At 73.3% G+C, this 26858-nt stretch carries 13 protein-coding genes; 11 read left to right on the top strand and 2 right to left on the bottom strand.

Features of this window, described 5'->3' with window-relative positions; translation table 11 throughout:
- The first annotated feature begins 106 nt into the window (after positions 1–106).
- From G401_RS43110 to G401_RS0103180, 10 genes are read left to right on the top strand one after another with little or no spacing between them, the layout of a single operon-like run.
- Complete coding sequence (locus G401_RS43110; RefSeq protein WP_084556768.1) at positions 107–1501, top strand: diaminobutyrate--2-oxoglutarate transaminase family protein; 1395 nt, start codon at positions 107–109, stop codon at positions 1499–1501.
- Positions 1498–2691 (top strand): class-II aminoacyl-tRNA synthetase family protein, encoded by a 1194-nt coding sequence (locus tag G401_RS0103140; protein ID WP_027341357.1) that lies wholly within the window; start codon positions 1498–1500, stop codon positions 2689–2691. The genes G401_RS43110 and G401_RS0103140 overlap by 4 nt, the downstream gene beginning before the upstream one ends.
- Positions 2692–2696: 5 nt before the next feature.
- Entirely contained in the window at positions 2697–3689 is a 993-nt protein-coding gene (sbnA, locus tag G401_RS43115) for a 2,3-diaminopropionate biosynthesis protein SbnA (RefSeq protein ID WP_211240660.1), read from the top strand.
- A 3-nt stretch (positions 3690–3692) separates the two neighbouring features.
- Positions 3693–10271 (top strand): non-ribosomal peptide synthetase, encoded by a 6579-nt coding sequence (locus G401_RS0103150; RefSeq protein WP_027341358.1) that lies wholly within the window; start codon positions 3693–3695, stop codon positions 10269–10271.
- Complete coding sequence (locus tag G401_RS0103155) at positions 10271–13399, top strand: non-ribosomal peptide synthetase (protein ID WP_027341359.1); 3129 nt, start codon at positions 10271–10273, stop codon at positions 13397–13399. The genes G401_RS0103150 and G401_RS0103155 overlap by 1 nt, the downstream gene beginning before the upstream one ends.
- Complete coding sequence (locus G401_RS0103160) at positions 13396–13677, top strand: phosphopantetheine-binding protein (protein ID WP_027341360.1); 282 nt, start codon at positions 13396–13398, stop codon at positions 13675–13677. Before G401_RS0103155 ends, G401_RS0103160 begins: the two co-directional genes overlap by 4 nt.
- Positions 13674–18590 carry a condensation domain-containing protein gene (locus G401_RS0103165; protein WP_027341361.1) on the top strand — a complete coding sequence of 1639 codons (4917 nt, stop codon included), beginning with the start codon at positions 13674–13676 and terminating at the stop codon, positions 18588–18590. The genes G401_RS0103160 and G401_RS0103165 overlap by 4 nt, the downstream gene beginning before the upstream one ends.
- Complete coding sequence (locus G401_RS0103170; RefSeq protein WP_084556772.1) at positions 18587–20947, top strand: penicillin acylase family protein; 2361 nt, start codon at positions 18587–18589, stop codon at positions 20945–20947. Before G401_RS0103165 ends, G401_RS0103170 begins: the two co-directional genes overlap by 4 nt.
- Positions 20944–22710 (top strand): non-ribosomal peptide synthetase, encoded by a 1767-nt coding sequence (locus G401_RS0103175; protein ID WP_027341363.1) that lies wholly within the window; start codon positions 20944–20946, stop codon positions 22708–22710. Before G401_RS0103170 ends, G401_RS0103175 begins: the two co-directional genes overlap by 4 nt.
- Entirely contained in the window at positions 22707–23969 is a 1263-nt protein-coding gene (locus G401_RS0103180; RefSeq protein WP_027341364.1) for a cytochrome P450, read from the top strand. Before G401_RS0103175 ends, G401_RS0103180 begins: the two co-directional genes overlap by 4 nt.
- Positions 23970–24000: 31 nt before the next feature.
- Here the strand turns inward: G401_RS0103180 and G401_RS0103185 are convergent, their stop codons facing one another.
- Positions 24001–25200: a cytochrome P450 gene (locus tag G401_RS0103185; RefSeq protein WP_051366067.1), complete on the bottom strand. Its 1200-nt coding sequence runs from the start codon at positions 25198–25200 to the stop codon at positions 24001–24003.
- Positions 25201–25202: 2 nt separating this feature from the next.
- A complete protein-coding gene (locus tag G401_RS0103190; RefSeq protein ID WP_051366068.1) occupies positions 25203–26090 on the bottom strand; it encodes a cupin-like domain-containing protein in 888 nt (295 codons plus the stop codon).
- A 63-nt stretch (positions 26091–26153) separates the two neighbouring features.
- Here G401_RS0103190 and G401_RS0103195 point away from each other — a divergent pair, with 63 nt between their 5' ends.
- Entirely contained in the window at positions 26154–26849 is a 696-nt protein-coding gene (locus G401_RS0103195) for a TOPRIM nucleotidyl transferase/hydrolase domain-containing protein (RefSeq protein ID WP_157545253.1), read from the top strand.
- Positions 26850–26858 lie beyond the last annotated feature (9 nt).

A 26858-nucleotide genomic window follows, 5' to 3' on the forward strand; every position in this document is an offset into this window, starting at 1 on the left:
CCGCCCCTTCCCGAACGCCTTGACTCCATTCGATGCGTCCCATAGTGTAGCGACGGTGATCACGAGGCCGCGAGCCTCACCTCTGTAGGAACGGAGGGGTTGTCGGGTGACGTCAGAGCCGATCCTGCGAGGCCCTCGCGTTGGCGGTCCGTTGCCCGGCCCCCGGTCGGCTGCCCTGCTGGAGCGACAGCGGCGCCATGAGTCCAACGCCCGCAGCTATCCGCGCCGACTGCCGGTCGCATTGCGCCGCGGTCAGGGATCCTATGTGGAGGACGTGGACGGCAACGTCTTCATCGACTTCCTCACGGCCGCGGGAGTACTGCCGCTCGGGCACACGCATCCCGACGTCGTCGCGGCCACCAAGGCCCAGCTCGACCTCCTCGTCACCGGCCTGGACTTCCCCACCCAGGTGAAGTACGACTTCGTGGACGCGCACCTGGCCCTGCTGCCCCCCGAGATGCGCGAGCACGTGCGGTTCCAGTTCTGCGGGCCGGCCGGCGCCGACGCGGTCGACGCGGCCCTGAAGCTCTGCAAGACGGCCACCGGCCGCGGCACCGTCCTCGCCTTCCACGGCGCGTTCCACGGCAGCACGCACAGCGCCCTGGCCCTGACGGGATTCGTCGCGCCGAAGGAGCCGCTGGCCAATCTGATGCCCGGCGTGCACTTCCTGCCTTTTCCGTACGCGTACCGGTGCCCGCTGGGGGCCGAGCCGAGCGAGTGCGGGCAGCGCTGCATCGATTACGTCGAGCGCGTCCTGCGCGATCCGGCCAGCGGCATCCCCCGCCCGGCGGCGGTGATCATCGAGGCCGTCCAGGGTGAGGGCGGCGTCATCCCGGCGTCGGTCGAGTTCCTGCGCGGCCTGCGCCGGGTCACCGCGGAGCTCGACATCCCGCTCATCGTCGACGAGATCCAGACCGGCTACGGCCGTACCGGGCACTGGTTCGCCTTCGAGGCCGCCGGCATCACCCCCGACGTGGTGCTGATGTCCAAGGCGGCCGGGGGCATCGGCCTGCCCACCGCGCTGATCGCGTACCACGAGAAGCTCGACCGGTGGGCGCCGGCCGCGCACACCGGGACGTTCCGCGGCAACCAGCTGGCCTTCGCCGCCGGGCTGACCGCGATCAACGTCATGCGGGAGACCGACATCCTGGAGAACGTCGTCGCCCAGGGCAAGCACGCGATGGAGCGGCTCGGCGCGCTGGCCGACGAGGTCCCCGAGGTCGGCGACGTCCGCGGCCGCGGCCTGATGCTCGGTGTCGAGGTGATCGAGCCCGGCTCCGGCCGGCCCGACGGCGACCTCGGCCGCCGCATCCAGCGCCGGGCCCTGGAGAACGGGCTGATGCTCGAGGTCGGCGGGCGGGGCGGCGAGGTCGTCCGGCTGCTGCCGCCGCTCAACATCGACCGGCCGACGCTGGATCTCGCCCTCGACATCCTCAGCGACGCCGTGCTGCACTCCGTATCCACGGGCGGTCCCGGGGCGAGCCGGCCGGACGAACGATGAGCCGGCGGACGATCGCCCTCGACCCGCCGGTCCCCGCAGCGCTCGCCGATGAACTGGCCAAGCGGGTCTACTTCGTCTCCGACACCATCGTCGACTTCGCGCTCGTCCGGTCCGGTCAGGACGTCGTGGCCGTCGACGTCGAGCTGTCGGCCGGCGCCGACGGCACCGAACTCGACCGCAAGCTGCGCTGGGTGGTCGCCAACGACGTGCTGCCCCAGCAGGCGACGCCCGCCCGCGAACTGTGGCGGGCCCCGCGGACGGCCGCCTTCCACGACACCGCCTTCGATCAGCTCGTCGCGAGCGGCGCCGTGTTCGAGGCCGGCGAGGGGCAGCTCGCGGTCGGCGAGCCGGTGCTCGGCCTGATGGACGCGCTGGACGCCCTCGTGCTCGACATCGCCGCCACCGAGTTCGGCGCGGTGCAGTACCGCTACCCGACGCTGCTGCCGCTGTCGGTCCTGGAGCGGTCGGGCTACCTGAAGTCGTTCCCGCAGCAGCTGATGTTCATGGCCCGCCTGCACTCCGATGTGGACGGCTATCGGTCCTTCATGGACCAGGCCGCGGGCGGCGACCGGCTCGACATCCTGGCCCACTGCGCCGGCAGCGAGTACTTCCTGCCGCCGACCATGTGCCTGCACACCTACCACCAACTGCGCGACGCGCCACTGGCCTCACCCTCGCTCGTCGTCACCTCGCGCGGCAAGTCGTTCCGGTTCGAGACCCGCTATCGGCGTACGCTGGAACGGTTGTGGGACTTCACGATCCGCGAGATCGTCTTCGTCGGCGACCGCGAGTTCGTGCTCGACTGCCGCCAGCGGTTCCTGTCCGCGGCGATCGCCCTCGTCGAACGGCTGGGCCTGCAGGGTTTCTGCGAAGTCGCGAACGACCCCTTCTTCCTCGGCCGCAGCGCCGACCACATCTGGTCGCAGCGCCTGCTCGAGCTGAAGTACGAACTGCGCCTGAACGTCACCGAGGACGACACGATCGCCGTCGGCTCGTTCAACTTCCACGAGCGGTTCTTCGCCGACGCCTTCGGGATCGCCGCGCCGGGGCCGGGCCGGGTCCACACCGGCTGCGTCGGCTTCGGGCTGGAGCGCCTCGCGTACGCCTTCCTGTGCCAGCACGGGATCGACCCCGCCCACTGGCCGGACCTCGCGCCCCGCCGCACGCAGCCGGCGCAGCCGCGGGGATGACGGCCGTGTCCAGCCGGGACGACACGCTGCGGCGGCGGGCCGAGGCCGTCCTGAGCCGTCACACGCCGACCGAGGTCGTCCGGCTGCCCCACGCCCGCCTGCAGCTGTTCGCGAAGCTGGAGTCGGCGAACGTGACGGGCAGCGCCAAGGACCGGTCGGCGATCTGGATCCTCGGCGACGCGGTCCGCACCGGCGCCATCCGCGCCGGGACGACGGTGGTGGAGTCCTCGTCGGGCAACTTCGCCCTGTCGCTGGCCACCTACTGCCACGAACTGCGCCTGGACTTCGTGCCCGTCATCGACCCGAACATCAACGACATGACCGAGCGGACCCTGCGGCGGATGTGCCGGCGGGTGGAGAAGGTGACCGAGCGCGATCCGACCGGCGGCTTCCTGCTCAGCCGGCTGGCCCGGGTCGGCGAGCTGGTCCGCGAGATCGAGGACGCGTACTGGACCGACCAGTACTCCAACCCGGCCGGCGCCCGCGGGCACTACGAGCTCACCGGGACCGAGATCGTCGCGCAGCTGGAGCGCATCGACTACCTCTTCGTCGGGGTCGGCACCGGCGCGACCATCAACGGCCTGTCGCGCCGGGTGAAGGAGGCCAACCCGGACGTCGTCGTGGTCGCCGTCGACGTCGCCGGGTCGGCCATCTTCGGCGCGGAGCCGCACCGGCGCCTGATCCCGGGCATCGGGTCGAGCATCCGGCCGCCGCTCGTCGAGGACGCGGTCATCTCCGAGATCGTGACGGTCTCCGAGTTGGAGGAGGTCGCCGGCTGCCGCCGCCTGGTACGCGACCACGGCGTCTACGCGGGCGGTTCGACGGGCGCGGTCTACTCCGCGATCGAGTGCTACTTCGAGGGCTTCAGCGGACCGCCGCCGGTGGTGGCGTTCCTGTGCATGGACCGCGGCGACCCCTACAGCATGACCGTCTACGACGACGCGTGGGTCGCCGCGAACTTCGCACCGTCCCTGGTCACCACCACAGGTCAGTGGTAGGCCATGACGACCGACCTGTTCACGCGCCTCACCGCGCACGCCGCCGCCGACCCGGCGCGCCCGGCGCTGACGTTCCTCACCGGCCCGGCCCGGGTCGAGCTCGGCTACGGCGAACTCGTCGCCCGCGTCGGTGATCTCGCCGGGCGGCTCGCGTACCGCTTCGGCCGCGGGGAGCGGATCCTGCTCGTCCTGCCCGCCGGCGCGGACTTCGCCGTCGCCTTCCTGGCCTGCGTCTCGGCCGGGCTGATCGCGGTACCGCTGCCCGTCCCGACGACGGCATCGGCCCGCCGCCGGCTCTTCGCGGCGGCCGCCGACAGCCGCCCCGCCGCGGTCCTCTCGCTTGCGGCCGTCCGCGACACCGTCACGAAGTCCGCCGAGGAGCACCCGCTCCGCGACGTCGCGTGGCTGCTCACCGACGCCGACGCCGAGGACACGACCGACCGCCGGCCACTCCCGGCCGCTCAGCCCGACGAACTCGCGTTCCTCCAGTACACCTCCGGCTCGACGGCCGCGCCGCGCGGCGTCATGGTGTCGCACGGCGCGCTGCTGGCCAACGAGGCGGCCATCCGGACCGCGTTCGGCGTGACCGCGGACTCCACGATCGTCAGCTGGCTGCCGCCGCACCACGACATGGGCCTCATCGGCGGCCTGCTCCAGCCGCTGTACGCCGGGGCCCGCGGCGTCATCCTCGACCCGCTGGCCTTCCTGCGCCGCCCGGCCCGGTGGCTGCAGGTGATCTCCGACGAGCGGGCCGACATCAGCGGCGCCCCCAACTTCGCCTACGACCTGTGCGTACGCACCATCGACGAGGAGGAGAAGCAGGGCCTGGACCTGAGCCGCTGGCGGGTGGCGTTCAACGGCGCCGCCCCGGTGCATCCGCAGACGCTGCGGGCCTTCTCGGCCGCCTTCGCCGGTGCGGGATTCCGGGCTTCGGCACACGTCCCGTGTTACGGCCTGGCCGAGGCGACCCTGCTGGTGGCCCGCGGCAGCGGGACGGCGACCACGTTCTCGGCCGCCGCGCTGGAGCAGGGCCGCGCCATGGCCGATCCCGCCGGCGACCGCGACCTGATCGCCTACGATCCACCGCCCCACGCCCAGGTACGCGTCGTCGACCCCGCCACCGCCGCACCGGCCGGCGACGGGGAGGTCGGCGAGATCGTGGTGGCGGGACCGAGCAACGGCACCGGCTACTGGGGCGACCCCGAGCGCACCGCCGGCACCTTCGGGCTCGTCCTCGACGGCGCCGGGCCCTTCGTGCGTACCGGCGACCTCGGCTTCGTCCACGATGGACGGCTGTACGTCAGCGGCCGCCACAAGGACGTCATCATCCATCGTGGACGCAACCTGCACCCCGAGGACCTCGAGGTGGAGCTGGCCGACAGCGACCCGGCCGTGCGTACCGGGCGGGCGGCGATCTTCTCCGTGTCCTCCGGTGGTGACGAAGCCGTCGTCGCCGTCCAGGAGCTCCGCCCCGGAACTCCCGCCGAGCGCCACGCCGTGATCGCGGGCGCCATCCGGGCCGCGGTGGCCCGGGCCCATGATGTCGCCGTACGTACCGTGGTGTTGTCGGGGCCCAACAGCGTCGCGATGACCACGAGCGGCAAGGTCGAGCGGCACACGGTCCGGCGCCGTTTCCTCGCCGGGGAACTGCGGCCGCTGTTCGTCAGCGAACTGGCAGCGCCCCAGGCGGCCGTGACGAGGTTGGCGGACCGGCTCACCGGGCACTCCCTGCCGCCGGACACCGAGGCCGTCGCGGTCGCACTCGCGGAGCACCTGCGCGACGTGCTCGGCCTGCCCGAGGTCCCCGCAACCGGCGTGGCGCCCGCGTCGCTCGGTGTCGACTCGCTGCTCGCGGTGCAGCTGCACAACGAGTTGGCCGAGGCGCTCGGCGTCGCGCTGCGCCCGACGCTGATGCTGCGCTCCGGGTCGATCATGGAGATCGCCGAGACCGCCTGCCGCGCCCGCACCGCCGAGGGACGGCCGGAGGCGCCGCAGCCGGACGGCACGCATCTCGGCGACGGCGTCCGGCATCCAGAGTATGGCGACCCGCGGAGCCATGACACGGCCTACGAGCTGACCGAGACCCAGCGGGCGCTGTGGTTCCTGCAGCGCGCCTACCCGGACAACTACAGCTACAACGTGACCCGCGCCTTCCGCCTCACCGGGGCCGTCGATCCCGATCGCGTCGCCGCCGCGCTCGACGCCGTCACCGCCCGGCACCCGAGCCTCCGGCTGGCCGTGCACAGCGTGGACGGCGGGCCACGGGCGACGGTCGCGCCCACCCTGCGGGTCGCGCTGCACCACGTCGACGGCTCCGATGTGGACTCCGACCGGTGGGTGGACACCTTCGCCACCACGCCGTTCGACCTCGAACACGACCCGGTCCTGCGCGCCGCGCTGGTACGCCGCCCGGCGGACTGGCTGCTCGTCCTGTCGCTGCACCACATCGCCTGCGACGTCGCCTCGCTGACCGTCCTCCTGGCCGACTTCCTGCGCGCGTACGCCGGTGACGTCCTCGGGCCCTCGGTCGCCGCGCCGGCCGCCCGGGAGCGGCGCATCCTGGACGACGACGGGGAGCGGCTCTCGGCGTACTGGAAGGAACTGCTGGCCGGGGAACTGCCCTCGCTGGCGTTGCCGCGCCTGGGCGGCCAGCCGCAGGCCGCCGGGCAGCACCGGGGTGCGGGGGCCGCGCTGGCGGCGACCGTGCCGGGCGAGGTGAGCGCGGCGCTGTCGCGCTGGGCCCGCGAGCGCGGCCTGACGCTGCACAACGTGCTGCTGGCGGCCTACCAGGTGCTGCTGCACCGGCTCACCGGCCAGAGCGACCTGCTGGTCGGCGTCCCGACGATGGGCCGCGACGACCGGCGGACCGAGTCCTGGGTCGGCTACCTGGTCAACGCCGTGCCGGTACGGTCGCGCTACCGGCCCGGGTGCGGCTTCGAGGAGTTCGCGCAGCAGACGCAGCGTTCCGTGCTCGACGCGCTCGACCACCGGGACCTGCCGTTGTCGGCGATCACCCGGCTGGCCGCCGCGGAGCGCCCGGACGCCGCCTCGACGCTGTTCCAGGCGATGTTCGAGTACTACACGACCGCGCTGCCGGGCGGAGCGGGCGCGGCGGCGGCCGTCCTCGGCGACACCGGCACCGAGCTGCCGTTGGGCGCCGCCGTGCTGAGCGGCCACCCGCTGCCGGAACGCACGGCGCAGTCGGATCTGTCGATGAACGTCGCCGTCGTCGGCGACCGGGTCGAGCTGCGGATGCAGTACAGCACCGAGAAGGTGACGGCGGAGCAGGCCGGGCAGGTGCTGTCCACTTTCGACACACTGCTGCGGGCGGTCGCCGAGCAACCCCGCCGGGCGCTGCGCAGCCTGCCGGTCAGCTCCGCGGCCGAGCTGCGCCGGTCGGTGGCGCTCGGCACCGGCGCGGTGATCGAGCGCACCGAGCACTACGTGCAGTCGTTCGAGCGGTACGCGGACACCGCCCCGGACGTGGTGGCGGTCGACGACGGGACGACCCGGCTGACCTACGCGCAGCTCGACCGGCGGGCCAACCACGTCGCCGAGCGGCTGCGCGCGTACGGCGTCGGCACGGACCGCACGGTCGTCGTCTGCGCGGCCCGGTCGGCGGCCTACGTCACCGCGCTGGTCGGCATCCACAAGGCCGACGGGGCCTACGTTCCGATCAGCCCCACCGAGGCGCCCCGCCGGGCCGAGGCGATGGTCCGCGCCGTCCGGCCCGCCGTGTGCATCGTCGACGAGACCGGCCGCGACCTGCTGAGCGCCGCGCTGCCCGAGGACCTGCCGGCGTTGGTGGACTTCGCGGAGCTCACCGGCGGCGAGACGGCCGTGCGACCGGGGCACGACTGCTTCGACGAGGCAGCCGGGTTCGTCATCCACACCTCGGGCTCGACCGGCACGCCGAAGTCCGTGGTCGTGACCAACCTCGGCATGACCAACCACATCTGGCAGATGATGGAGCACTTCGGCGCCGGTCCGGGCGACTGCCTGGCCCAGACCGCGCCGGTCTCGTTCGACATCTCGGTGTGGCAGCTGCTCGCCCCGCTCGCGGTCGGCGGCCGCATCCGGGTCGTGACGGAGCCCTCGTCGCTGTCCCCGGCGGCCCTGCTGCGCGCCGTACGCGACGGCGGCGTCACGATCCTCGAACTGGTCCCCTCCATGATCATCGCGCTCCTCGACGCGGGTCTCGCGGCCGATCCGGGCGTCCTTCGGGTCATGATCTCCACCGGCGACTCGCTCACCGACGACGTCGCCGACCGTTGGCGTACCGAGCTGCCGGAGGTTCCGCTGTTCAACGCGTACGGGCCGGCGGAGTGCAGTGACGACGTCACCATGGGACTGTGCGCGCACGGTACGCGTGCCCCGATCTCCCCGTCGATCGGCCGCCCCCTGGCCAACACGTCCGTGCTGGTCCTCGACGACCGGCACGTGCCGGTGCCCGCCGGTGTCGTCGGCACCCTGTGCGTCGGCGGGATCGCCGTCGGGCGCGGATATCTCGGCGACCCCCGGCGTACCGCGGAAGTGTTCGTGCCCGACCCCTGGTCGGCGACCCCCGGCGCGCGGATGTACGTGACCGGCGACCTGGGGCGGGTGGCGCCGGAGGGCGACCTGGCGTTCCTCGGCCGCGCCGACACGCAGATCAAGCTGCGCGGCATCCGGATCGAGGCCGGGGAGGTCGAGGCCGCGCTGCGCGCCGCGCCCGGCGTCGGCGACGCGGTGGTCAAAGTGGAGCGTGGCGCGTCCGGGCCCGTCCTGGTCGGCTACATCGTGATCGGCGCCGAGGAGCCCGGAACGGGACCGGGCGAGACCCGGCTGCTGGACCCGGCCGAGGAGACCGCGATCCGGACCGGTCTCGCGCAGCGCCTGCCCCGCCAGATGATCCCGACCGTCCTCGTCCGCGTCGCCCGCCTGCCCCGCTCGGCCAACGGCAAGCTCGACTACGGCGCGCTCACCCACGCCATGGCCGCCCCGCCCCGCGACGGCGACGACCGCGGATTCGACGACCCGCTGTCGGCGACGGTCCGCTCGATCTGGGCCGACGTGCTCCAGGCGCCCGACCTCGGCTGGCAGGACAGCTTCTTCCACCTCGGCGGGCACTCGCTGCTGGCGCTCACGATGCTCGACACGGTCGGCCGGGCGCTCGGCGTGGACCTGGTCGTGGACACCGTCTTCGCCCATCCGCGGCTCGGCGACTTCGTCACCGCGGTCCGTTCGGCGCAACGCTCGGGGCCGCCGGCCGTGGCCGCGAGCGGTGCGGGCCCGGCGGACGACGTGCCCGCCAGCGCAGCGCAGCTGCGCTTCTGGTACCTGCACGAGCTCGACCCCGACCAGCCGACCTACAACATGCCCGGCGTGCTGCGGTTGCGCGGCGACCTCGACGAGGACGCCCTGCAGGCGGCACTGCGGCACGTCCTGCGCGGCCACCCCGTTCTGACGGCCCGGTTCGGCACCGCCGGCGGCGGTCTGACCTGGACGGCGACCGAGCCCGAGGACCCGCCCGCCACACCGCTCGACCTGCGGGGCCTGCTCGCCGAACTGGGCGACGAGGCGTTCGACCGGTACCTGGAGGGGGAAGCCCTGCGCCCCTTCGACCTGCGCCGCGAACGTCCCCTGCGCGCGGTCCTGGCCCGGCTGGCCGAGGACGACTGGGCGCTGATCATCACCATCGACCACATCGCCTGCGACGGCGTCTCGCTGTCGGTGTTCCTGGGCGACCTCGCGGACGCGTACAACCGGCTCGTGCGGGGGCTGCCACCGGCGCAGCCGACGGCCCGGTACACGTTCGCCGACTTCTGCCGCGAGGAGCGGCGGTGGCTCGACGCCCGCGACCCGGCCGAACCCTCGCCGTGGGCCGAGCTCGCGGCCGGACCGGTCACCCGCTCCCCGCTGCCCCCGGGCACACCCGACGAAGGCAGCGGCCAGCACGTCTGGACCCTGGACTCCGGCGTCTCCCGCGGCGTACGCGACCTCGCCGGGCGTACCGGGACGACACCGTTCCTCGTCTTCGCCTCGGCCCTGTCCGCGCTGATGCACAGCCGCGGCGGCGGACGCGAGACGATCATGCTCGGCACCCTGGTCGCGCAACGGGACCGCGCCGAATGGCAGCACGTCGTCGGGCCGCTGCTCAACGTCTCCGTCGTCGCCTCGCGACTGTCCCTGTCGGACACCGTGGGCGAGGCCCTGCGGCGCGTACGCGACGGCGCGCTGCTGGCGTACCGGCAGCGGCACCTGCCGTTCCAGGACCTCACCGCCCAGCTGCGCACGGTGGCCGACGAGACCGGGGCGCCGTTCGACGTCATGCTCGTGATGCAGCCGCCCACCGAGATCCCGTCGTTCACCGGGCTGGCGGCCGGCCTGACCGAGCTGGAGCCGTCCGGCGCGCCCTATCCGCTGACCGTGGACGTCGAGCCGGGCGAGGACGCGTACCGGGTCTCGCTGCGCTACGACCGCGCCCGGTACGCCGACCAGGACGTCAAGGACCTGGCCGCCCGGCTGGCGGACGTGCTCGCCGCGTTCGTCCGGGCACCGGCCGCCGCACTGGAGACGATCGTGCCGACGGGGGTGGCGTGATGACCGCAGCGCGCAACGTGCTGGTGTGCTTCGACGAGCAGTGCGCCCGCCGGCCGGACGCGATCGCGGTCGTGGACGCCGACGCGTCCCGGACCTACGCGCAGCTCGACGCCGAGTCGGCCGCGTACGCCGCGGCGCTGCGGACCGCCGGGGCCCGACCGGAGACGGTCGTGCCGGTCGTCGCCGCCCGCAGCGGTCGCTACGTCGCGATGGTGCTCGGCGTGCTGCGGGCCGGTGCCGCGTTCCTGCCCGTCGACCCGGAGACGCCGGCGCGCCGCGCCCGGGAGATGTCCACGGCCGTCGGCGCGTCCGTCGTGTTCGCCGAGCCCGGCCGTGAAACCTATGCCGCGCAACTGCATCCGAACGTCGTCACGACTGTGCCCGAGCACGGTGGTGCGGGGCAGGGATCGGTTCACCGCGAGGACGCGGGTCTGGCCTACGTCATCTTCACCTCCGGATCCACCGGTACGCCCAAGGGCGCCATGGTCACCGACGGCGGACTGGCCAACCACACGGCCGCCAAGGTGATCGATCTGGATCTGGGCCCGGACGACGCGGTGGCCTTCACCGCCGCGCTGTCGTTCGACATCTCCGTGTGGCAGGTGCTCACCGCGCTGAGCGTCGGCGCCCGGGTCGTGGTCGCGTCGCCGGTCGACGTCTCCGAGCCGTTCGAGCTGCTGGGCTGGGTACGCCGCCACGGCGTCACCGTGCTGGAACTCGTCCCGTCCTACATGGCCGTCCTCCTCGACGAGGTGGAGCTGGACGGCGGCCTGGTCCGGTCCCTGGCGACGCTGCGGTTCCTCATCGCCACCGGCGAGGCGCTCCCGCTGGCCCTGGCCCGCCGCTGGCAGGCGCATCTTCCGCAGATCGCGCTGGTGAACGCGTACGGGCCGACCGAATGCTCCGACGACGTCACGCATCACATCGTCACCCGGGCGGAATGCGACGCGGGCCGGCCGCCCTCGATCGGCCGCGAGATCGTCCACACGCGCATCTACCTGGTGGACACCGAAGCCGACGGCCCCGCCAGCGGTGCCGCCCTGCCGCCGGGCATGGACGGCGAGATGCTCGTCGGCGGCGACGGAGTCGGCCGCGGGTACATCGGCGACCCCGTCCGGACCGCGCTGGCGTTCGTCCCCGATCACCTGTCCGGCGTACCGGGAGCGCGGCTCTACCGCACGGGTGACCGTGCGCGGCGCGCGGCGGACGGCACCATCGACTTCCTCGGCCGCCGCGACCGCCAGATCAAGCTGCGCGGGCAGCGGGTGGAACTCGGCGAGGTCGAGGCCGAACTCGCCCGCGTGCCCGCCGTGACGGCGGCCGCGGCGGTGTTCGTCCGGCAGCGGCTGCACGCCTTCGTCACCGGCGCCGTGGACGCCGACGCCGTCCTGCGGGCTATGCGCGCCTCCGCGCCCGGCTTCCTCATCCCCCACGACGTCACCGTGCTGGACCGGCTGCCGACCAACGCGAACGGCAAGGTCGACCACGGCGCCCTGGAACGCACCCTCGCACCGCCGGAGTCCGCACAGGACAGTGCTCCGGCGGGGCCGGCCGAGGTCAGTCTGGACGGCGTACGCGCCGCCGTGGCCGAGGTCCTCGACGCCCCGCAGGTCGGACCCGACGACGACTTCTTCGCCGCCGGCGGTGACTCCCTGCTCGCGATGCGGCTGCTGTCGCTGGCCCGGGAACGCTTCGACGCCCAGGACGTCCCCCTGCGCGGCTTCCTGGCCGAGCCGACGCCCCGCCGGCTGCTCGGCCTGCTGTCCGAGGCCCGCGCCGACGCGCACGCTCCCGACCTCGCCGGCGAGGCGACGTCGAGCGCGCTGTCGTCCGGCCAGGAACGCCTGTGGTTCCTCGAACAGCTGCACCCGTCCCGCTACGTCCAGCTCATCCGGTTGCGCCTGGATCTGCGCGGCGACCTCGACCAGGGCGCCCTGGAGCACGCCCTCGGCGCCGTCGTCGAACGCCACGAACCGCTGCGCACGACGATCGCCAACGACCGCGGCAAGCCGTCCGCCGTCATCGCGCCGCACGCCAAGGTGCACATCGAGGTCGTCGACGGCAGCGACCGGGACCTGTCCGGCCCCGTCGACGCGCAGGGGCTGTCGTCGCGTACGCAGACGCCGCCGCTCATGCGGGTCGAACTCGTCCGGCTGGCCCCCGACCACCACGTTCTCAGCCTGGTCATGCACCATCTCGTCGCGGACGGCTTCTCCATCGGCGTGCTCGCCGCCGAGATCGGGGCGTTCTACCGCGCGTACCGCGAGGGTGGTCCGGACCTGCCCGCGCCCGCCTCGACCTACTCCCGCTACGTCGCCGCCGAACGCCGGTGGCTCGACGGCCCGGAGGCCGCCGCCACCGAGCAGTTCTGGCGCGACACCCTGGCCGGCGCCCCCGAGCTGGCCCTGCCGTTCACTCACCCCCACCCGGCCAGCCCCACCTTCCAGGCAGACCATGTCGTACGCGTCCTGACGCCGACCGAGACCGCGAACGTCCGCGAGGCCGCGCGGGCCGGCCGGGCGACTCCGATCATGGCGGTGACCGCCGCGCTCGCGGCCGTGCTGCGGCAGTTGAGCGGCCGCGACGACCTCGTCCTCGGCCTCGACTCCGCCAACCGGTCCTGGCCCGGCACCGAGGACCTGATCGGCACCTTCGTCAACCAGTTGCCGCTGCGCCTGCGGTGCGAGCCCGGCGAGCAGTCGTTCGCCGGCCTGCTGGACCTCGTACGCCGGCAGAGCTTCGCCGCGTACGCCCAGGACCGGCTGCCCTTCCACAAGATCGTAGCGGCGGTGAACCCGCAGCGGCGCGCGGGCCGGTTCCCGCTGTTCCAGGTGAAGATCACCCACCAGGGCGGGTGGCGGGACACGCTGACGCTGCCGGGGCTGACGGTGACCGCGGACATGCACTCCGAACCGGTCACCGACCTCGACCTGATGCTGGACGTGTCGGGCGAGGCCGACCGGCTGCGGCTGGAGCTGGTCTACCGGCCGGAGGTGCTCGACCGTGCGGTCGCGGACACCTGGCTGGACGCCGTCGTCGACGTACTGCGGACGGGCTGCGCCGATCCGGCCGCCCCGATCGCACCGCAGCCGGCCGGGCCCGGCCACGAGGAAGGGAGACCGCAGTGACGACTCCTGTCACGCCCACCGAGGCGCTCGTCGCGGAGGTGCTGTGCAAGATGCTGGAGGTCGACTCGGTCGATGTCTCCCAGGACTTCTTCGAGCTGGGCGGCCATTCGCTGCTCGCCGTCCAGGTCGTGCACGAGCTGTCCGAGCGGACCCGGCTCGACCTGGACCTGGAGTCGTTCTTCGACCTGGCCACGGTGGACCGCATCGCCGCCGAGATCGACCGGCGGCGCGAGCTCGCCGACGCTGCGCCCGCGTACGCCGACGAGGGGGAGCTGTGACCGGCAGCGAGCTGCTGGCCCGGCTGGACGAGTTGGGTGTCGAGCTGACGCTGGCCGGCGACCGGATCCGGTACCGCAGCCGCGCCGGCACCGTGCCGCCGGAGCTGCTCGCGCAGATCCGGGAGCACCGCGACGAACTCGGCGCGGTGCTGGCGCGCCGCGAGCGTCTCCTGTGGCCGCCGGCCGGAGACCCGGCCAGGAGCGGCGACCGGTCCGGTCCGCTGACCGAGTCCCAGCGCACCCTGTGGGCCACCAACCATCTCGTCGACGACGGCACGTTCAACCTGTGCGGCGCGCTGCGGCTGCGCGGGCCGCTGGACCGGGCCGCGTTCACGGCGGCGCTGGCCGACCTGGTCGAGCGGCACGCGTCCCTGCGGACGGTGTTCCCGGTCGAGCACGGTGAACCACGGCAACGCATCCTCGCCACGGCGGCCACCGCGCCGGTCGATCACGACCTGAGCGACCTGCCGGCCGACGCCGCGTACGCCGAATGCCTGCGGCAGTGCGCCGACCTGGCCGACCGGCTGCTGCCGCTGGACCCCGACCCGCCGGTACGCCTGCACCTGTTCCGCCTCGCCGACGACGATCACGTGTTCTTCGTCGTCCTGCACCACGTCGTCGCCGACGGCGTCTCCTTCGGGATCCTCATCGACGACCTGGCGCGCTGCTACAACGCCCGGCTCGACGGTGCGGCCGCGCCGGCCCGCCCGCACGACACCGACATGATCGACTACGCGGTGTGGGAAGAGGAGTTCCAGCGCTACGGCAACCTCGCGGCACCCCGGCACTACTGGAGCGAAGCGCTGGCCGGCGCCCCGCCGCCGCCCGTGCCGATCCCCGCCCCCGGCGCCGGATCGGCCCGCGCCCGCGGTGCCGCCCGCCAGATCGTCGTCGACCCCGACACCACCGCCGCGGTACGCGCGCTGGCCGCCACCGGACGGGCGAGCGCGTTCCTGGTCGTCGCCGCGGCCGTGGCGACCGTGCTCAGCTCGGTCACCGGACGTGACGACCTCGTCGTCGGCATGCCGGTCGCCCGGCGGGACCAGGACGGCCTGGCCGACCTGGTCGGCCTGCTCCTCGACACCGTCCCCGTACGCCTGGACCTGACGTCGGCGCCGGCCTTCCTCGAACTGGTGCACCAGGCGCGCAGATCGGTCCTCGGCGCCCTGACCCACCGCTTCGCCCCACAGGCCACCGGACCGGGTACGCGCGGCGGCCCGAAACCGGCGGAACGCGGGCTGTTCAACATTCTCGTGACCGACGCCGGGAAGCCCCTGGAGGCCGCCAGCTTCACCGGCCTGGCCGTGTCCGAAGTGGAGGTCCAGCAGATCGGGGCGAAGTTCGACCTGAACTTCCTCGTCCGCGACCTCGGCGGCACGCTGCGCGTCGACGTCGAGTTCGACCGCGAGACGGTCGGCGACCAGGTCATCGCGGCGCTGGCGGCCGGGATCGCGACCGTCCTCGCCCGGGCCTGCGCCGACCCGTCGCTGAGCGTGGCCGCCCTCGCCGCGGAGGTGCGCCCCGAGCAGCCGGCCGCCGCGGCCACGGCGACCGCCGACGCGGCCGGCGCCCAGGAGCCGCCGGCGGATTCCCGTGCCGTCGCGGCACTCCACGACCTCTATCGGGAAGTCCTGCGCGACGGGGCCACGCCGACCGGGCCGGACCCGCTCGACCGCGCCGACGACTCGGTGGACTTCTTCGACCTCGGCGGCGACTCGATGCGGGCCATCAAGCTCGTCAGCCTCGCCCGGGAGCGCGGCCTCGACTTCTCGCTGCGCGACGTCTACGAGCGGCCGGTGCTGCGCGATCTCGCGACACGGGCCGTCCTGCAGGAGGACGCCCCGGACCCCGGTCCTTCGGCGGCGGACCGCTTCGGTCTGCTGCCGCCCGGCAGCGCCGCCTCGTTCGGGCCGCAGGTGCAGGACGCGTACCCGATGACCGCGCTCCAGGTGGGCATGGTGTACCACCAGGAGATCGCTCCGCAGTCGCGCGTCTACCACAACCTGCTCAGCGTCCGGGTCGGCGGCATCATGCGGCCGGCCGCCTTCCGGGCCGCCGTGCAGGCCGTCGTCGCCCGCCACCCGGTGCTGCGGACCAGTTTCGAACTCGGGCACGTCGCCGGCCCGGTGCAGCGCGTCCACACCGCCGTCGAGGTGCCGGTACGGTTCGAGGACCTCACCGGCCTCGACGCCGCGCGGCAGAGCCGCCGGATCGACGAGGTGCTCGCGGCCGAGCGGGCCACCGACTTCGACCTGGAAACCGCTCCCCTGCTGCGTTTCGTCGTGCTGTCCCTGACCGCGGACGAGTACCAGCTCGTCTTCAGCCACCACCACATCCTGCTGGACGGGTGGTCGGTCAACATCCTGTTCGACGACCTGCACCGCGCGTACCGGCAGCAGCTCGACGGCGCGGCCGACACCGGGGAACCGCTGCGCGGGCGGCTGGCCGACTACGTCGCCCGCGAGCAGGCCGCACTGTCCGATCCGGACGAAGAGGCGTACTGGCGGCAGCGGGCCACCACCACCGCTCCCCTGCTGACCCCGCCGACCGCCACGCCACCGGCGATGCGCCGCCTCAGCATCGACTTCGCGCCCGGCACGATCGCCGACCTGCGGCCCGCGGCCACGGCGGCCGGCGTACCGCTGAAGGCCCTGCTGCTCGCCGCGCACGTACGCGTCCTGGCCTGGCTGCTCGGCGCCGACGACATCGTCACCGGCCTCGTGCTCACCTGCCGCCCGGAGGGCCCGGACGCCGACCGGCTGCTCGGCCTGTTCCTCAACGAACTGCCGATGTGCACCCGGCTCGGCGACCCGACCTGGGCGCAGCTGGCCCGCCAGGTGCACGCCGAGGAACTGTCCATGCTGGAGCATCGCTGGTACCCGCACGCCGCCGTGCTCAAGCAGCGGGACCAGGGACCGCTGTTCGACTCGTACTTCAACTTCACCGACTTCCACACCACCAAGCGGATGCTGGAAGAGGACCTGCGGCTGCTCGACGCGCTGGAACTGGAGTTCACGCACTACGCGCTCGGCGTCAACTTCACCGTCGACCTGCGCAGCCACGAACTGCGCCTCATCCTCGAATACGACACGGTCCGCCTGGACTCCTCGACGGCACGGCTGGCCGCCGAGGCGTACCGGCGGGTGGTGGCCGCGATCGTCGCCGACCTGACCGCCCCGGTACGCCGGGCGGCGCTGCCGGGGGTACTGGACCAGGCACGCCTGCTGCACGCCTTCGACGAGGAGGACGACCAGCGCAACGTCGGCGAGGTTCCCGTGGTGGCCGAACCGGCTCCGGTGCCCGCCGTCGACGATTCCGCGGCACCGTCGCCGCTGGAGGACAGCGTCCGGCGGACCTGGATCGAGGTGCTCGGGCCCGGGGAGTACCCGGCCGACCGTGACTTCTTCAGCGCCGGCGGCGACTCGCTGACCGCGATGCGCGTCGTCAGCCGCCTGCGCGCCCAGCACGGCGCCTTCTCGATGCGCACGTTCACCGAGGCGCCGACGATCGCCGCGACCGCCCGGGCGCTCCTCGCCAACGACACCGCCGACGACACCGCCGGCGAGGCCATCACCGCTACCGTCTCCGGTGAAGGCGAAGGCGGCGATACCCGCTGGCCCGTGACGACCGGACAGCACCAGCTGTGGCAGCTCGCCACGCGGCTACCGCAGGTGCCGCTGTTCGGCGTACCGGCGACGTTCCGCATGGACGGTCCGGTCGACCTCGACGTGCTCCGGAAGGCTTTCGCCGCGCTGGTCGCCCGCCACGACGCCCTGCGGACCCGGTTCGTGCCGACACCGACCGGCGTCGAGCAGATCGTCGAGGCCCACGCCGAGCTGCCGATCACCGTCACCGACCTCACCGGCCACGCCGAGCCGCTCGTGGAGAGCGAGCGGCTGATGGTCGAGGCGGCCCGCGTGCCGTTCGCCCTCGACCGCGCGCCGCTCATGCGGGTGGCGGTCTACCGGGTCGCCGACGAGTCGTTCGTCGTCTACCTCAGCCTGCACCACATCATCTGCGACGGCTGGTCGATGGCCCTCATGCAGCGCGAGCTGACCGGCTTCTACCAGCAACTGTCGACCGGCGGACCGGCTGCCCGGCCCACCGTACCGGGCGCCGGCGCCGTCGCGGCCGGCCGGATCGCGTGGTCGCGCAGCCCGGCCGCCGACGAGCAGCGCCGCTACTGGTCCCGGCAGCTGGCCGCGCCGCGACCGGCGCTGTCCGACCCCGCGGTGAGCCGCGTCCGGCCCACCGGGCCGGTGTCCCTCATGGACAGTTTCGCCTTCCGGTACGCCCGCCGCCTCGTCGACGCCGGGCCGGCCGAGGCGCTGCGCAAGGCCGGCACCGCCCGCGGCCACACCGAGTTCATGCTCCTCGTCGCCGCGTACGCCGCCGGCCTGGCGTCGATCAGCGGCCAGCCCGACATACGGATCGCGACGATGGTCGCCAACCGCGGCGAGCCCGGCACCGAGGACGTGCTGGGCCTGCTCGCCAACACCGTCGTCCTGCGGCTGCGGGTGGACCCCGGTGCCGATCCGGTAGCACTGACCCGCCAGGCGCACCAGGTCTGCGCGGAGGCGTACGGCCGCCAGGAACTGCCCTTCGAGGACGTGCTGGAGTCGCTGGCCGCCCCGGACGCCGGACCGCTCTACGAGGTCATGCTGCTGCAACAGGACGAGCTGACCGGCGTGACCGTGGACGGCGTCGAGCTGTCGCCGTTCCGGCCGCGGCACACGATCCTCGCCACCACCCTCGCCCCCTCGACGAACACCATGACGCTGGTCGCGCGTACGGGCCACAGTGGAATCGAGCTCGGCCTGCAGTACAAGCCGGCCGCGGTCGCGCCCGAGGTCGCCGAGGACCTGCTCGACGCCGTCGCGGCCTGGCTGACCGACGTCGCGCGGGCCCTATGAGCACTGGCGGGAGCGTGACGACGGGCCGGCCGCGGTACGAACGGCTGGGCCGTCTGCCGACCCCGCGCACGGTCTCGATCGCCGGCGCCGCCACCGTCGCCGCGGCTGCCGGGCTGGCGCTCGCCGGGCCGGCCTGGTCGGCACCGGTCGCGGTGGTGGCCGGCGGCGCCGCGATCGCCGCCTACCTGCGCCGCCACCGCCACCGGTTCGCCGTCGAACGGCACCTGATCCGGTCCCTCGTCCAGTCCGCGCGGGCCACATCGGCCGCGGGGCCGCGGGCCGGCACGACGGGGACGGCAGACGACGGCGTGACCCGGATCCGCGCGGACTCCTGGCTCGACGCCGTCCGCGCGACCGGATTCGCTATGGCCCGCGATCGCGGCTTCCAGCTGGACCTGCTGCGCCGCCTGGCCGCCGGCCGGCTCGCGGAGGTGCTCGGCAAGGCCGCCGTGCCCAGCGACGAGCACTACCGCACGGCCGGGCTGGCGACGGCGGCGAAGTCGGCCGCGGCCGCGCTGGAGGCACCGGAACGCGACCTGCTGACCGCCTTCGCCGCCGGGGTCAACGCGGCGCTGGCCGAGTTCGGGCCGCCGTTCGAGTGCCGCTTCCTGTCCTACCGGCCGCAGCCGTGGACGGTCGAGGACAGCGTCCTGCTGAGCCTGTTCATGTTCCACACCCTGTCCTTCGACGTACGCCAGAAGCGCGCCGACGCGGTGATCCGCCACGCGTTCCCCGAAGCGGTCGCCCGCTTCCTCCTCACCGCCGACGCGAACGGCGACCCGCCGCAGATTCCCGACGACCTCGCGAAATTCCACACCGCGACCGACGTCGTGGAGGACGTCATCGGGGTCGACCGCCCCATCGCCGGCTCGAACTGCTGGGTGGCGGACGGCCCGGACGGTCCCCTGCTCGCCTGCGACCCGCACCTGGCGCTGACCCTGCCGAACGTCCTGTACGAAGTGGACTTGAGCTGGCCCGGCGGCAGCCTGCGCGGCCTGGCGCCGGCCGGCGTACCGGTCGTGCTCACCGGCACCAACGGCCGCATCGCCTGGGGGGTCACCGATCTGTCGGCGGACGTCGTCGACCTCGTACCCGTGGACGACGACGGTCCGGCGCTCCGTGAGCGTACCGAGCACATCCGCGTACGCGGCGGCGCGGAGCACCAGGTCACCGTCGTCAGCGAGGGCACGGTGCCGGTCGCCCGGCAGACCCTGCTCGGCAAGCGGACCGCCCTGCGGTGGACCGGCTACGACCCCCGGTGCGCCGACCTGAAGTTCCAGCGGCTCGCCCACGCCGCCGACGTCGCCGACGCGATGCGGGTGCTGGACGAGGCGCAGGGAGCGGCCCTCAACGTGCTGGTCACGGACACCGCAGGCCGGATGGCGCACCTGGCGACAGGACTGCTTCCCCGCCGACCGGCCGCCGACGCGGGCCCGCCCGACGGCTTTCTCGACGGCCCGCAACGGCCCCGCATCGTCGACCCGCCGTCGCGCATCCTGGTCTCCGCCAACGACGCGGCGCTGCCGGAGGACGAGTACCGGATCAGCTACGACGCCGACCCCGGCCACCGGGCCCGCCGGATCAGCGAGGTCCTGGCCGCCCTGCCTCCGGGCGAGCGGACGGCCGACGCGATGCGGGCACTCCAGCACGACACGGTGGCCGCGTTGTACGCCCGCTACCGCGATCTCGCCGTAGCGGCGCTCGGCACCCGCGACGACGGCCCGAGCCGGGCTGTCGCTTCGCTGCTGGCGGAGTGGGACGGCACCGCCGCCGTGGACTCCCGCGCTTTCGCCGTCCTGGTGCAGCTGCGCGTACTGCTGGCGCGGCGGGTGCTCGCGCCGCTGCTGACCGTGGGACGCGAGCATGACCCGGAATTCGTCTACGCGCCCAACGCCGTCGACCGGCCGCTGCTGGCGATCGTCGACTCCGGCGACCCGGACCTGCTGCCGCCGGATGCCCGTGACCGCGGTTGGCCGCATTTCGTGGCGGGCTGCGTCGACGACGCCGTCCAGGAGCTCAAGCACCCTCACCTGCCGCGCTGGGGCGACCTCAACGCCGTCGGGCTGACGCATCCGCTGACCCTGCTGGCGCCGTGGGCGGGCCCCCTCCTCGACATCGCGGCTGTGGCCCAGCCGGGCGCGCTGCACAGCGTCCGGGTGTGCGTACCCGGGTTCGGGGCGGCCGGGCGGGCGGTGCTGTCCCCCGACGGCCGCACGGCCGCGTTCGACGTGCCGGGCGGGCAGTCCGGCCACCCGCTCAGCCGCCACTACCGCGACCGGCACACACCATGGACGAGTACGCCGGCCGCGTACCGCACGACCATCCGACGCGACGACAGCCACCAGGACGAACGATGACACCGTGGGACCACACCATTCCGGAGCTGTTCACGCGGCAGGCTCGGCAGGCACCCGACGCGGTGGCCGTCTCCTGCGCCGGTTCGCAGCTCACCTACGCCGAACTCGACGAGCAGTCCGGCCGGATCGCGAGCTGGCTGTGCGCGCACGGCGTCGGCGTCGAGGACGTGGTGGCCGTCCGGCTGCCCCGCGGGATCGACCTGGTGGCGACGGTGCTCGGCATCGTCAAGGCCGGCGCGGTCTACCTCGCGGTCGAGGCGGAGGCGCCCCCGGCCCGCGCGGCCGAACTGATCGCCGCCGCGGGTGCGCGGGCGCTCGTGACCGACACCGAGGCCGACGACTCCCCCCTGCCCGAACTGGTCCTCCCCGGCGGCCTGGCCGAAGCCGCAGCGGTCCCGCTGCCGGACGTCCACCCGGAGAACCTGGCCTACATCGCCTTCACCTCCGGCTCGACCGGCGCGCCCAAAGGGGTCGGCGTACCGCACCGGGCCGTGGCCCGCCTCGTGCTCGGCGACGCGGCGGACTTCGGCCCCGGGCACGTCTTCCTCCTCCTGGCGCCGGTGTCGTTCGACGCGTCCACTCTGGAGATCTGGGGCCCCCTGCTCACCGGCGGCCGGCTCGCCGTCCACCCGCCCGGCCCGGTCGACCTCGACGGCCTCGCCCGGGTCCTCGACCAGGAGGGCGTCACCAGCCTGTGGCTGACGGCCGGCCTCTTCCACCGCATGGTCGACCACCGCCCCGACGCCCTCGGGCGCCTCCATCAACTGCTCGCCGGCGGCGACGTCCTCGACCCCGCCCGCGCCGCCGCCCTCCTCGCGCGCCACCCCCACGTCAGGCTCGTCAACGGCTACGGCCCCACCGAGAACACCACCTTCGCCACCTGCAACACCATCACCTCTCCTGTACGCGACCACGTGCCGATCGGCCGCCCCATCGCCGGTACGCGCCTCTACGTGCTCGACCCCGCCCTGCGCCCGGTCGAACCCGGCGACCGCGGCGAACTGTGGATCGCCGGAGCCGGACTCAGCCGGGGCTACGTGACGGACGCGGCGGCCACCGCCGACCGGTTCCGGCCCGATCCCTTCGCCGCCGAACCGGGCGCCCGGATGTACCGCACCGGCGATCTCGTCCGCGCGGTCGGTGACGGCGAGCTCGAATTCCTCGGCCGGGCCGACCGGCAGGTGAAGATCCGCGGCTTCCGGGTCGAGCCGGGCGAGATCGAACGGACGATGACGTCGCTGCCCGGCGTACGCGAAGCCGTCGTCCTCAGCGCCGGCACCGGCAGCCACGACACGCACCTGGTCGCGTACGTGTGCACACAGGACGGAGCCCCGGCCGAGCACCTGTCGACCTGGATGCGGCGGGAACTGCGCCGGCTCGTGCCGCCCTACCTGATCCCGTCGGCGTTCATCGCGGTGGACGAGCTGCCCCTGACCGCCAACGGAAAGGTCGACCGGGCCCGGCTGGCACCGCCCGAGCGCGCCGAACGCGACAGCGACGCCGATTTCGTCGCCGCGTCCTCGCCCACGGAGCAGCTGGTCTGCGACATGTGGGCCGAAGCGCTGGGGATCGACCGGGTCGGCGTACTGGACGAGTTCTTCGAGCTCGGCGGCAACTCGCTGCTGGCGATGGACCTGGTCAGCCGCACCGAGGCGGTCGCCGGGCTGCCGCTGCCCTACCGCGTGCTGCTGGAGAACCCCACCGTGCACGAGTTCGCCACCGCCGTCGACGCCCTCCTCGGGCAGGGAAGCGAGAAGCAGTGAGGATCACCGCACCGGCGCCGTCGGACCGCGTGGACCCGGCCGGCATCGACCTCTACGACCCGCGCTTGTACGCGTACGGCGATGCTCATCTGGCCTGGCAGACCCTGCGCCGCGAGGAGCCGGTGTTCTGGCAGGACCTGCCGGACGGCCGGGGCTTCTGGTCGGTGACCAAGTACGACGACGTCCGCCGGGTGCTGTCCGACCACGAGGCGTTCACCTCGCAGCGCGGCGCGATCCTGAAGATGCTCGGCACGGAGGACCCGGCCGGCGGCCACCAGATGGCGGTGACGGACCCGCCCCGCCACACGCACGTCCGCCGCCCGCTGGAGGCGATGATGACCCCGGCCGCCCTGCGGCCGTTCGTCCCGCGGATCCGGGCAGGAATCCAGGGGCTGCTGGCCGGGATGTGCGACGGTGAGCCGTGGGACCTCGGCGTCGCGATGACCGCGCTGCCGATGATCGTGTCGGGCGCGCTGATGGGCCTGCCCGAGGAGGACTTCCCCGAACTGGTCCGCCTCGGCCTGATGACCGTCGCCCCCGACGACGAGGAGTTCCAGGTCGGCACCGGCTCCACCACGACGCTGCGGGCGGCCCACACCGGCCTGTTCTCGTACTTCGCCGAGCAGGTCCGCGCCCGCCGCCGCGCCGCGCCGCCCGACCTCGGCGATCGCGACCTCATCGGCCGCCTGATGACGATGGAGGTCGAGGGCTCGCCGATGACCGACGGCGAGATCGTGTCGAACTGCTACTCGATGCTGCTCGGCGCGAACGTCAACACCGGTCACGTGATCTCCGCGGCCGTCCTCGAACTGTTCGACGACTTCGAGCAGTACGACCGCTGGTCCCGCGACGAGGCCGGGCTCAAGACCGGGCTGACCGAGGCGCTGCGCTGGTCGTCGCCGGTCCTGCACTTCCTGCGGTACGCCGTCGACGACGTGGAGATCGGCGGCCGCAAAATCCAGGCCCGGCAGGGCGTCGTGGCGTGGATCGCCTCGGCCAACCGGGACGAGGACGTCTTCGACGACCCGTTCCGCTTCGACACGCGGCGGCGGCCCAACCGGGAGATCTCCTTCGGCTACGGGCCGCACCGGTGCATCGGGACGGCAGCCGCCCGGATCACGCTCGACCTGACCTTGAAGGAGATCTTCGCCCGGGTCGAGCGCTTCGAACCTGCGGGCGAGGTGGAGCACCTGTGCTCGAACTTCACCGGCGGGATCAAGCATCTTCCGGTCCTGGCCCATCCCCGGATCCAGCGCTGACCCGGGCCGGTAAGCAGGCCTGCCGGAGGCGTCAGAGCGTGACGGGCAGCGCCGCGAGCCGGTGCGCCTCCGGATCGTCCACATAGGTCAGATCGGCGGGGTCGGCAGCCAGGGCGAGCTCCGGGAACCTTTGCAGGACGCGCGTCAGAGCCACGTCGATGATCACCCGGCCGAGCGCGTTGCCGGCGCAGCCGTGCGGCCCGTGCGCGAAACCCAGGTGCGGCGGCGAACCCGCCCGCAACGGCCGCGCCAGCCAGAGCCGGTCCGGCTCGGCGAAGACCCGCGGATCCCGGTTGGCGGCCGCGATGCAACCCACCACCGCACTGCCGCGCGGGATGACCACGCCGTGCACTTCGACGTCGGCGACCGCGTACCGCGGGGTGCTCAGCACGTGCAGACCGCACCAGCGGACGAGTTCGTCGATCGCGGTCGCCGCGCCGGCCTCACCTGAGCGCAGGGCCGCGCACTGGTCCGGGTGGGTCAGCAGGGCGAGGAACGCACTGGCCAGCAGCCCGGACACAGTGGACGACGCCATGATGTTGATCCAGACGAAGCCCTCCAGGTCCGCGGCGGCCGGCTTCGGGTCGCCGGCCAGCAGGAGCGAGAGGACGTCCTCGCCCGGATGCGCCTGCCGGTACGCGATCGCCGCCCGCGACCGGTCGAGGATGGCCGGCATGACCTCGGCGAAGCGGCCCGGGACACCGGAGCCGACCGGCTCGGGGAACCCGCGCCACTGAACGTGGTCCGCCTCCGGGATGCCGAGGAAGGCGGCGGTGGCGTCGATCGGCAGCGGGTCCGCGAAATGCCGCAGCAGGTCGACCGCACCACCCTCGGCGCGGTCCGGCAGCTCGTCGAGCAGCGCGTCGACGATCGACTCGATCCGGGGCCGGAACTCCGCGGCCCGCTGCGGGGTGAACGTCCGCGCCATCCCCGACCGCAGCCGTTTGTGACCCTCGTGGTCGACCAGGGTTGCTTGGATCTGCGCGCCGCCCTCCGGCGGGACGTCCGGGGTCACCGCGCTGTCGGCGGTGAACGCGAACCGGGGGTCGGCGAACATCGAGCGGACGTCGGCGAACCTGGTCAGCGCCCACTTGGCGGGCAGACCCAGCGCCAGTACGCGTACCAGCGGGGACTCCTCGCGCAGGCGGCCGTAGACGCCGATCGGGTCGCGGTGGACCTCCGGGTCGTGGACGACGATCCTCGGCACCGAGGCGATCGCGGGCTGCGTCACGGTCAGCTCACATACGTCAGATAGGACTTGTACAAGGGGAAGATGACCTGCGGCGGTACGCGCAGCCCGACGCCGAGCAGCGACAGCAGGTTGTAGTAGCTGTTCTTCCAGGGAGCGCCGCGCGCGACGCTGACCAGCCCGTCCCGGGCGCTGTCGGCCGTGTGCCAGTCGATGTTGAACGCGACCGTCATGCTCAGGTTGGTGACGTGGTGCAGCGTGCCCGACGGCATGTACAGGGTGTCGCCGGGTTCCAGGTCGACCGTCACCGGCGTCACGCCGGAGGCGAGCGGGAACGCCTCAGGGTCCGGCTCGATCGGGTCGTAGCGCATCCACCGCCAGCTCTTGGGGTAGCACAGGGCGCGCTGCTCGGCCGGGATGAGCACGAACCGCTTGTGCCCGGCCAGGTGGAAGAACAGGTTGTGGGTCAGCAGCGTGTCGAAGTGCAGCGGCGTCGAGCTGCCGGTCGGGCCCATGAAGAACTGCGCGTACTCCTGCCACGACTGCCAGTACCACTTCGGGAACAGCGGCAGCGGGAACGGGGACGCTTCCTCGGCCAGTTCGGGGAAGAAGCGGAAGATCGGCACGTCGTGGAGGTAGCCGGGCCCCACCGAGGGTTCGCCCGCCCGCGTACGCGCCTCGTGCTGCTCCAGCGCGTCGGCATAGTCGCCGATCGACATCGAGACGCGGCGCCCGTCGGCGACCGAACCCGTCTTCACCCCGAGCTTGGCCGAGTCGGGCAGCCGGCGGAAGCGTTCCAGGCCCCAGTCGAGGGCCTTCCACTCGGCGGTCAGGCCGCGCAGGACCACCGGTCGGCGGGGCTTGACGAAGTCGCCGTAGAAGCCGGGGCGGTCGATGCCTTCGACGACCGGCACCGAATCCCAGCTACGCATATGACTGTCCTATCGGGGAATGAAGCTGAACCGCCGATTTCGCGATCATGTTAACATGCCTCGATGGCTGACGGAACCGCTATGAACCTGGCCCGGCGCCGCGAGCTCGCGCGACAGCTGCTCGACGGATACGTGCACGGGCCGGCGGCGTCGACCGAGGCCACGGCCCAGGCACTGACCAAAGTAGAGGACGCCGCGACGATCGTGTTCGTCGAGGGCATCAGCGATCAGATCGCGCTGGAGACCGTCGCGCTGCGATTCGAGCGGGACCTGCTCGCGGAAGGCATCGTCGTGCTGCCCATCGGCGGTGCCCACGCGCTCGCCCGCTACGCCCGCCAGTTCGGCCCGCTCGGTGCCGGCGTACGCCTCGCCGGGCTGTGCGACGCCGCCGAGGAAGAGGTCTACCGGCGCGGGCTGACCGAGGCGGAGGTCGGCGCGGCCCGCACGACGGTCGAACTGGAGCAGCTGGGCTTCTTCGTCTGCGTCGAGGACCTCGAAGACGAGTTCGTCCGCGCCATCGGACCGCAGCGCGTCGAGGAGCTGTTCGACTCCCAGGGCGACCTGGGTTCCTTCCGTACGCTGCAGACCCAGCCGGCGTGGCGCGGCCGCGAGGTGGGCGACCAGATGCGGCGCTTCTTCGGCAGCGGGTCGCGCCGCAAGCTGCGGTACGCCCGCCTGCTCGCGGAGTCGGTCGAGATGGACAAGATGCCCTACCCGCTGGAAGGCCTGCTCGACACCCTGGAGCGACCTCCTCGATAGACGGAGGTC

The sequence above is a fragment of the Hamadaea tsunoensis DSM 44101 genome (assembly GCF_000428945.1).
GTDB classification, from domain to species: domain Bacteria; phylum Actinomycetota; class Actinomycetes; order Mycobacteriales; family Micromonosporaceae; genus Hamadaea; species Hamadaea tsunoensis.

Excerpts from the sequence above, each read along its gene's own strand:
- G401_RS0103140 (WP_027341357.1), top strand. The coding sequence starts at position 1,498 with ATGAGCCGGCGGACGATCGCCCTCGACCCGCCGGTCCCCGCAGCGCTC.
- G401_RS0103150 (WP_027341358.1), top strand. The coding sequence starts at position 3,693 with ATGACGACCGACCTGTTCACGCGCCTCACCGCGCACGCCGCCGCCGAC.
- G401_RS0103155 (WP_027341359.1), top strand. The coding sequence starts at position 10,271 with ATGACCGCAGCGCGCAACGTGCTGGTGTGCTTCGACGAGCAGTGCGCC.
- G401_RS0103170 (WP_084556772.1), top strand. The coding sequence starts at position 18,587 with ATGAGCACTGGCGGGAGCGTGACGACGGGCCGGCCGCGGTACGAACGG.
- G401_RS0103175 (WP_027341363.1), top strand. The coding sequence starts at position 20,944 with ATGACACCGTGGGACCACACCATTCCGGAGCTGTTCACGCGGCAGGCT.
- G401_RS0103190 (WP_051366068.1), bottom strand. The coding sequence starts at position 26,090 with ATGCGTAGCTGGGATTCGGTGCCGGTCGTCGAAGGCATCGACCGCCCC.
- G401_RS0103195 (WP_157545253.1), top strand. The coding sequence starts at position 26,154 with ATGGCTGACGGAACCGCTATGAACCTGGCCCGGCGCCGCGAGCTCGCG.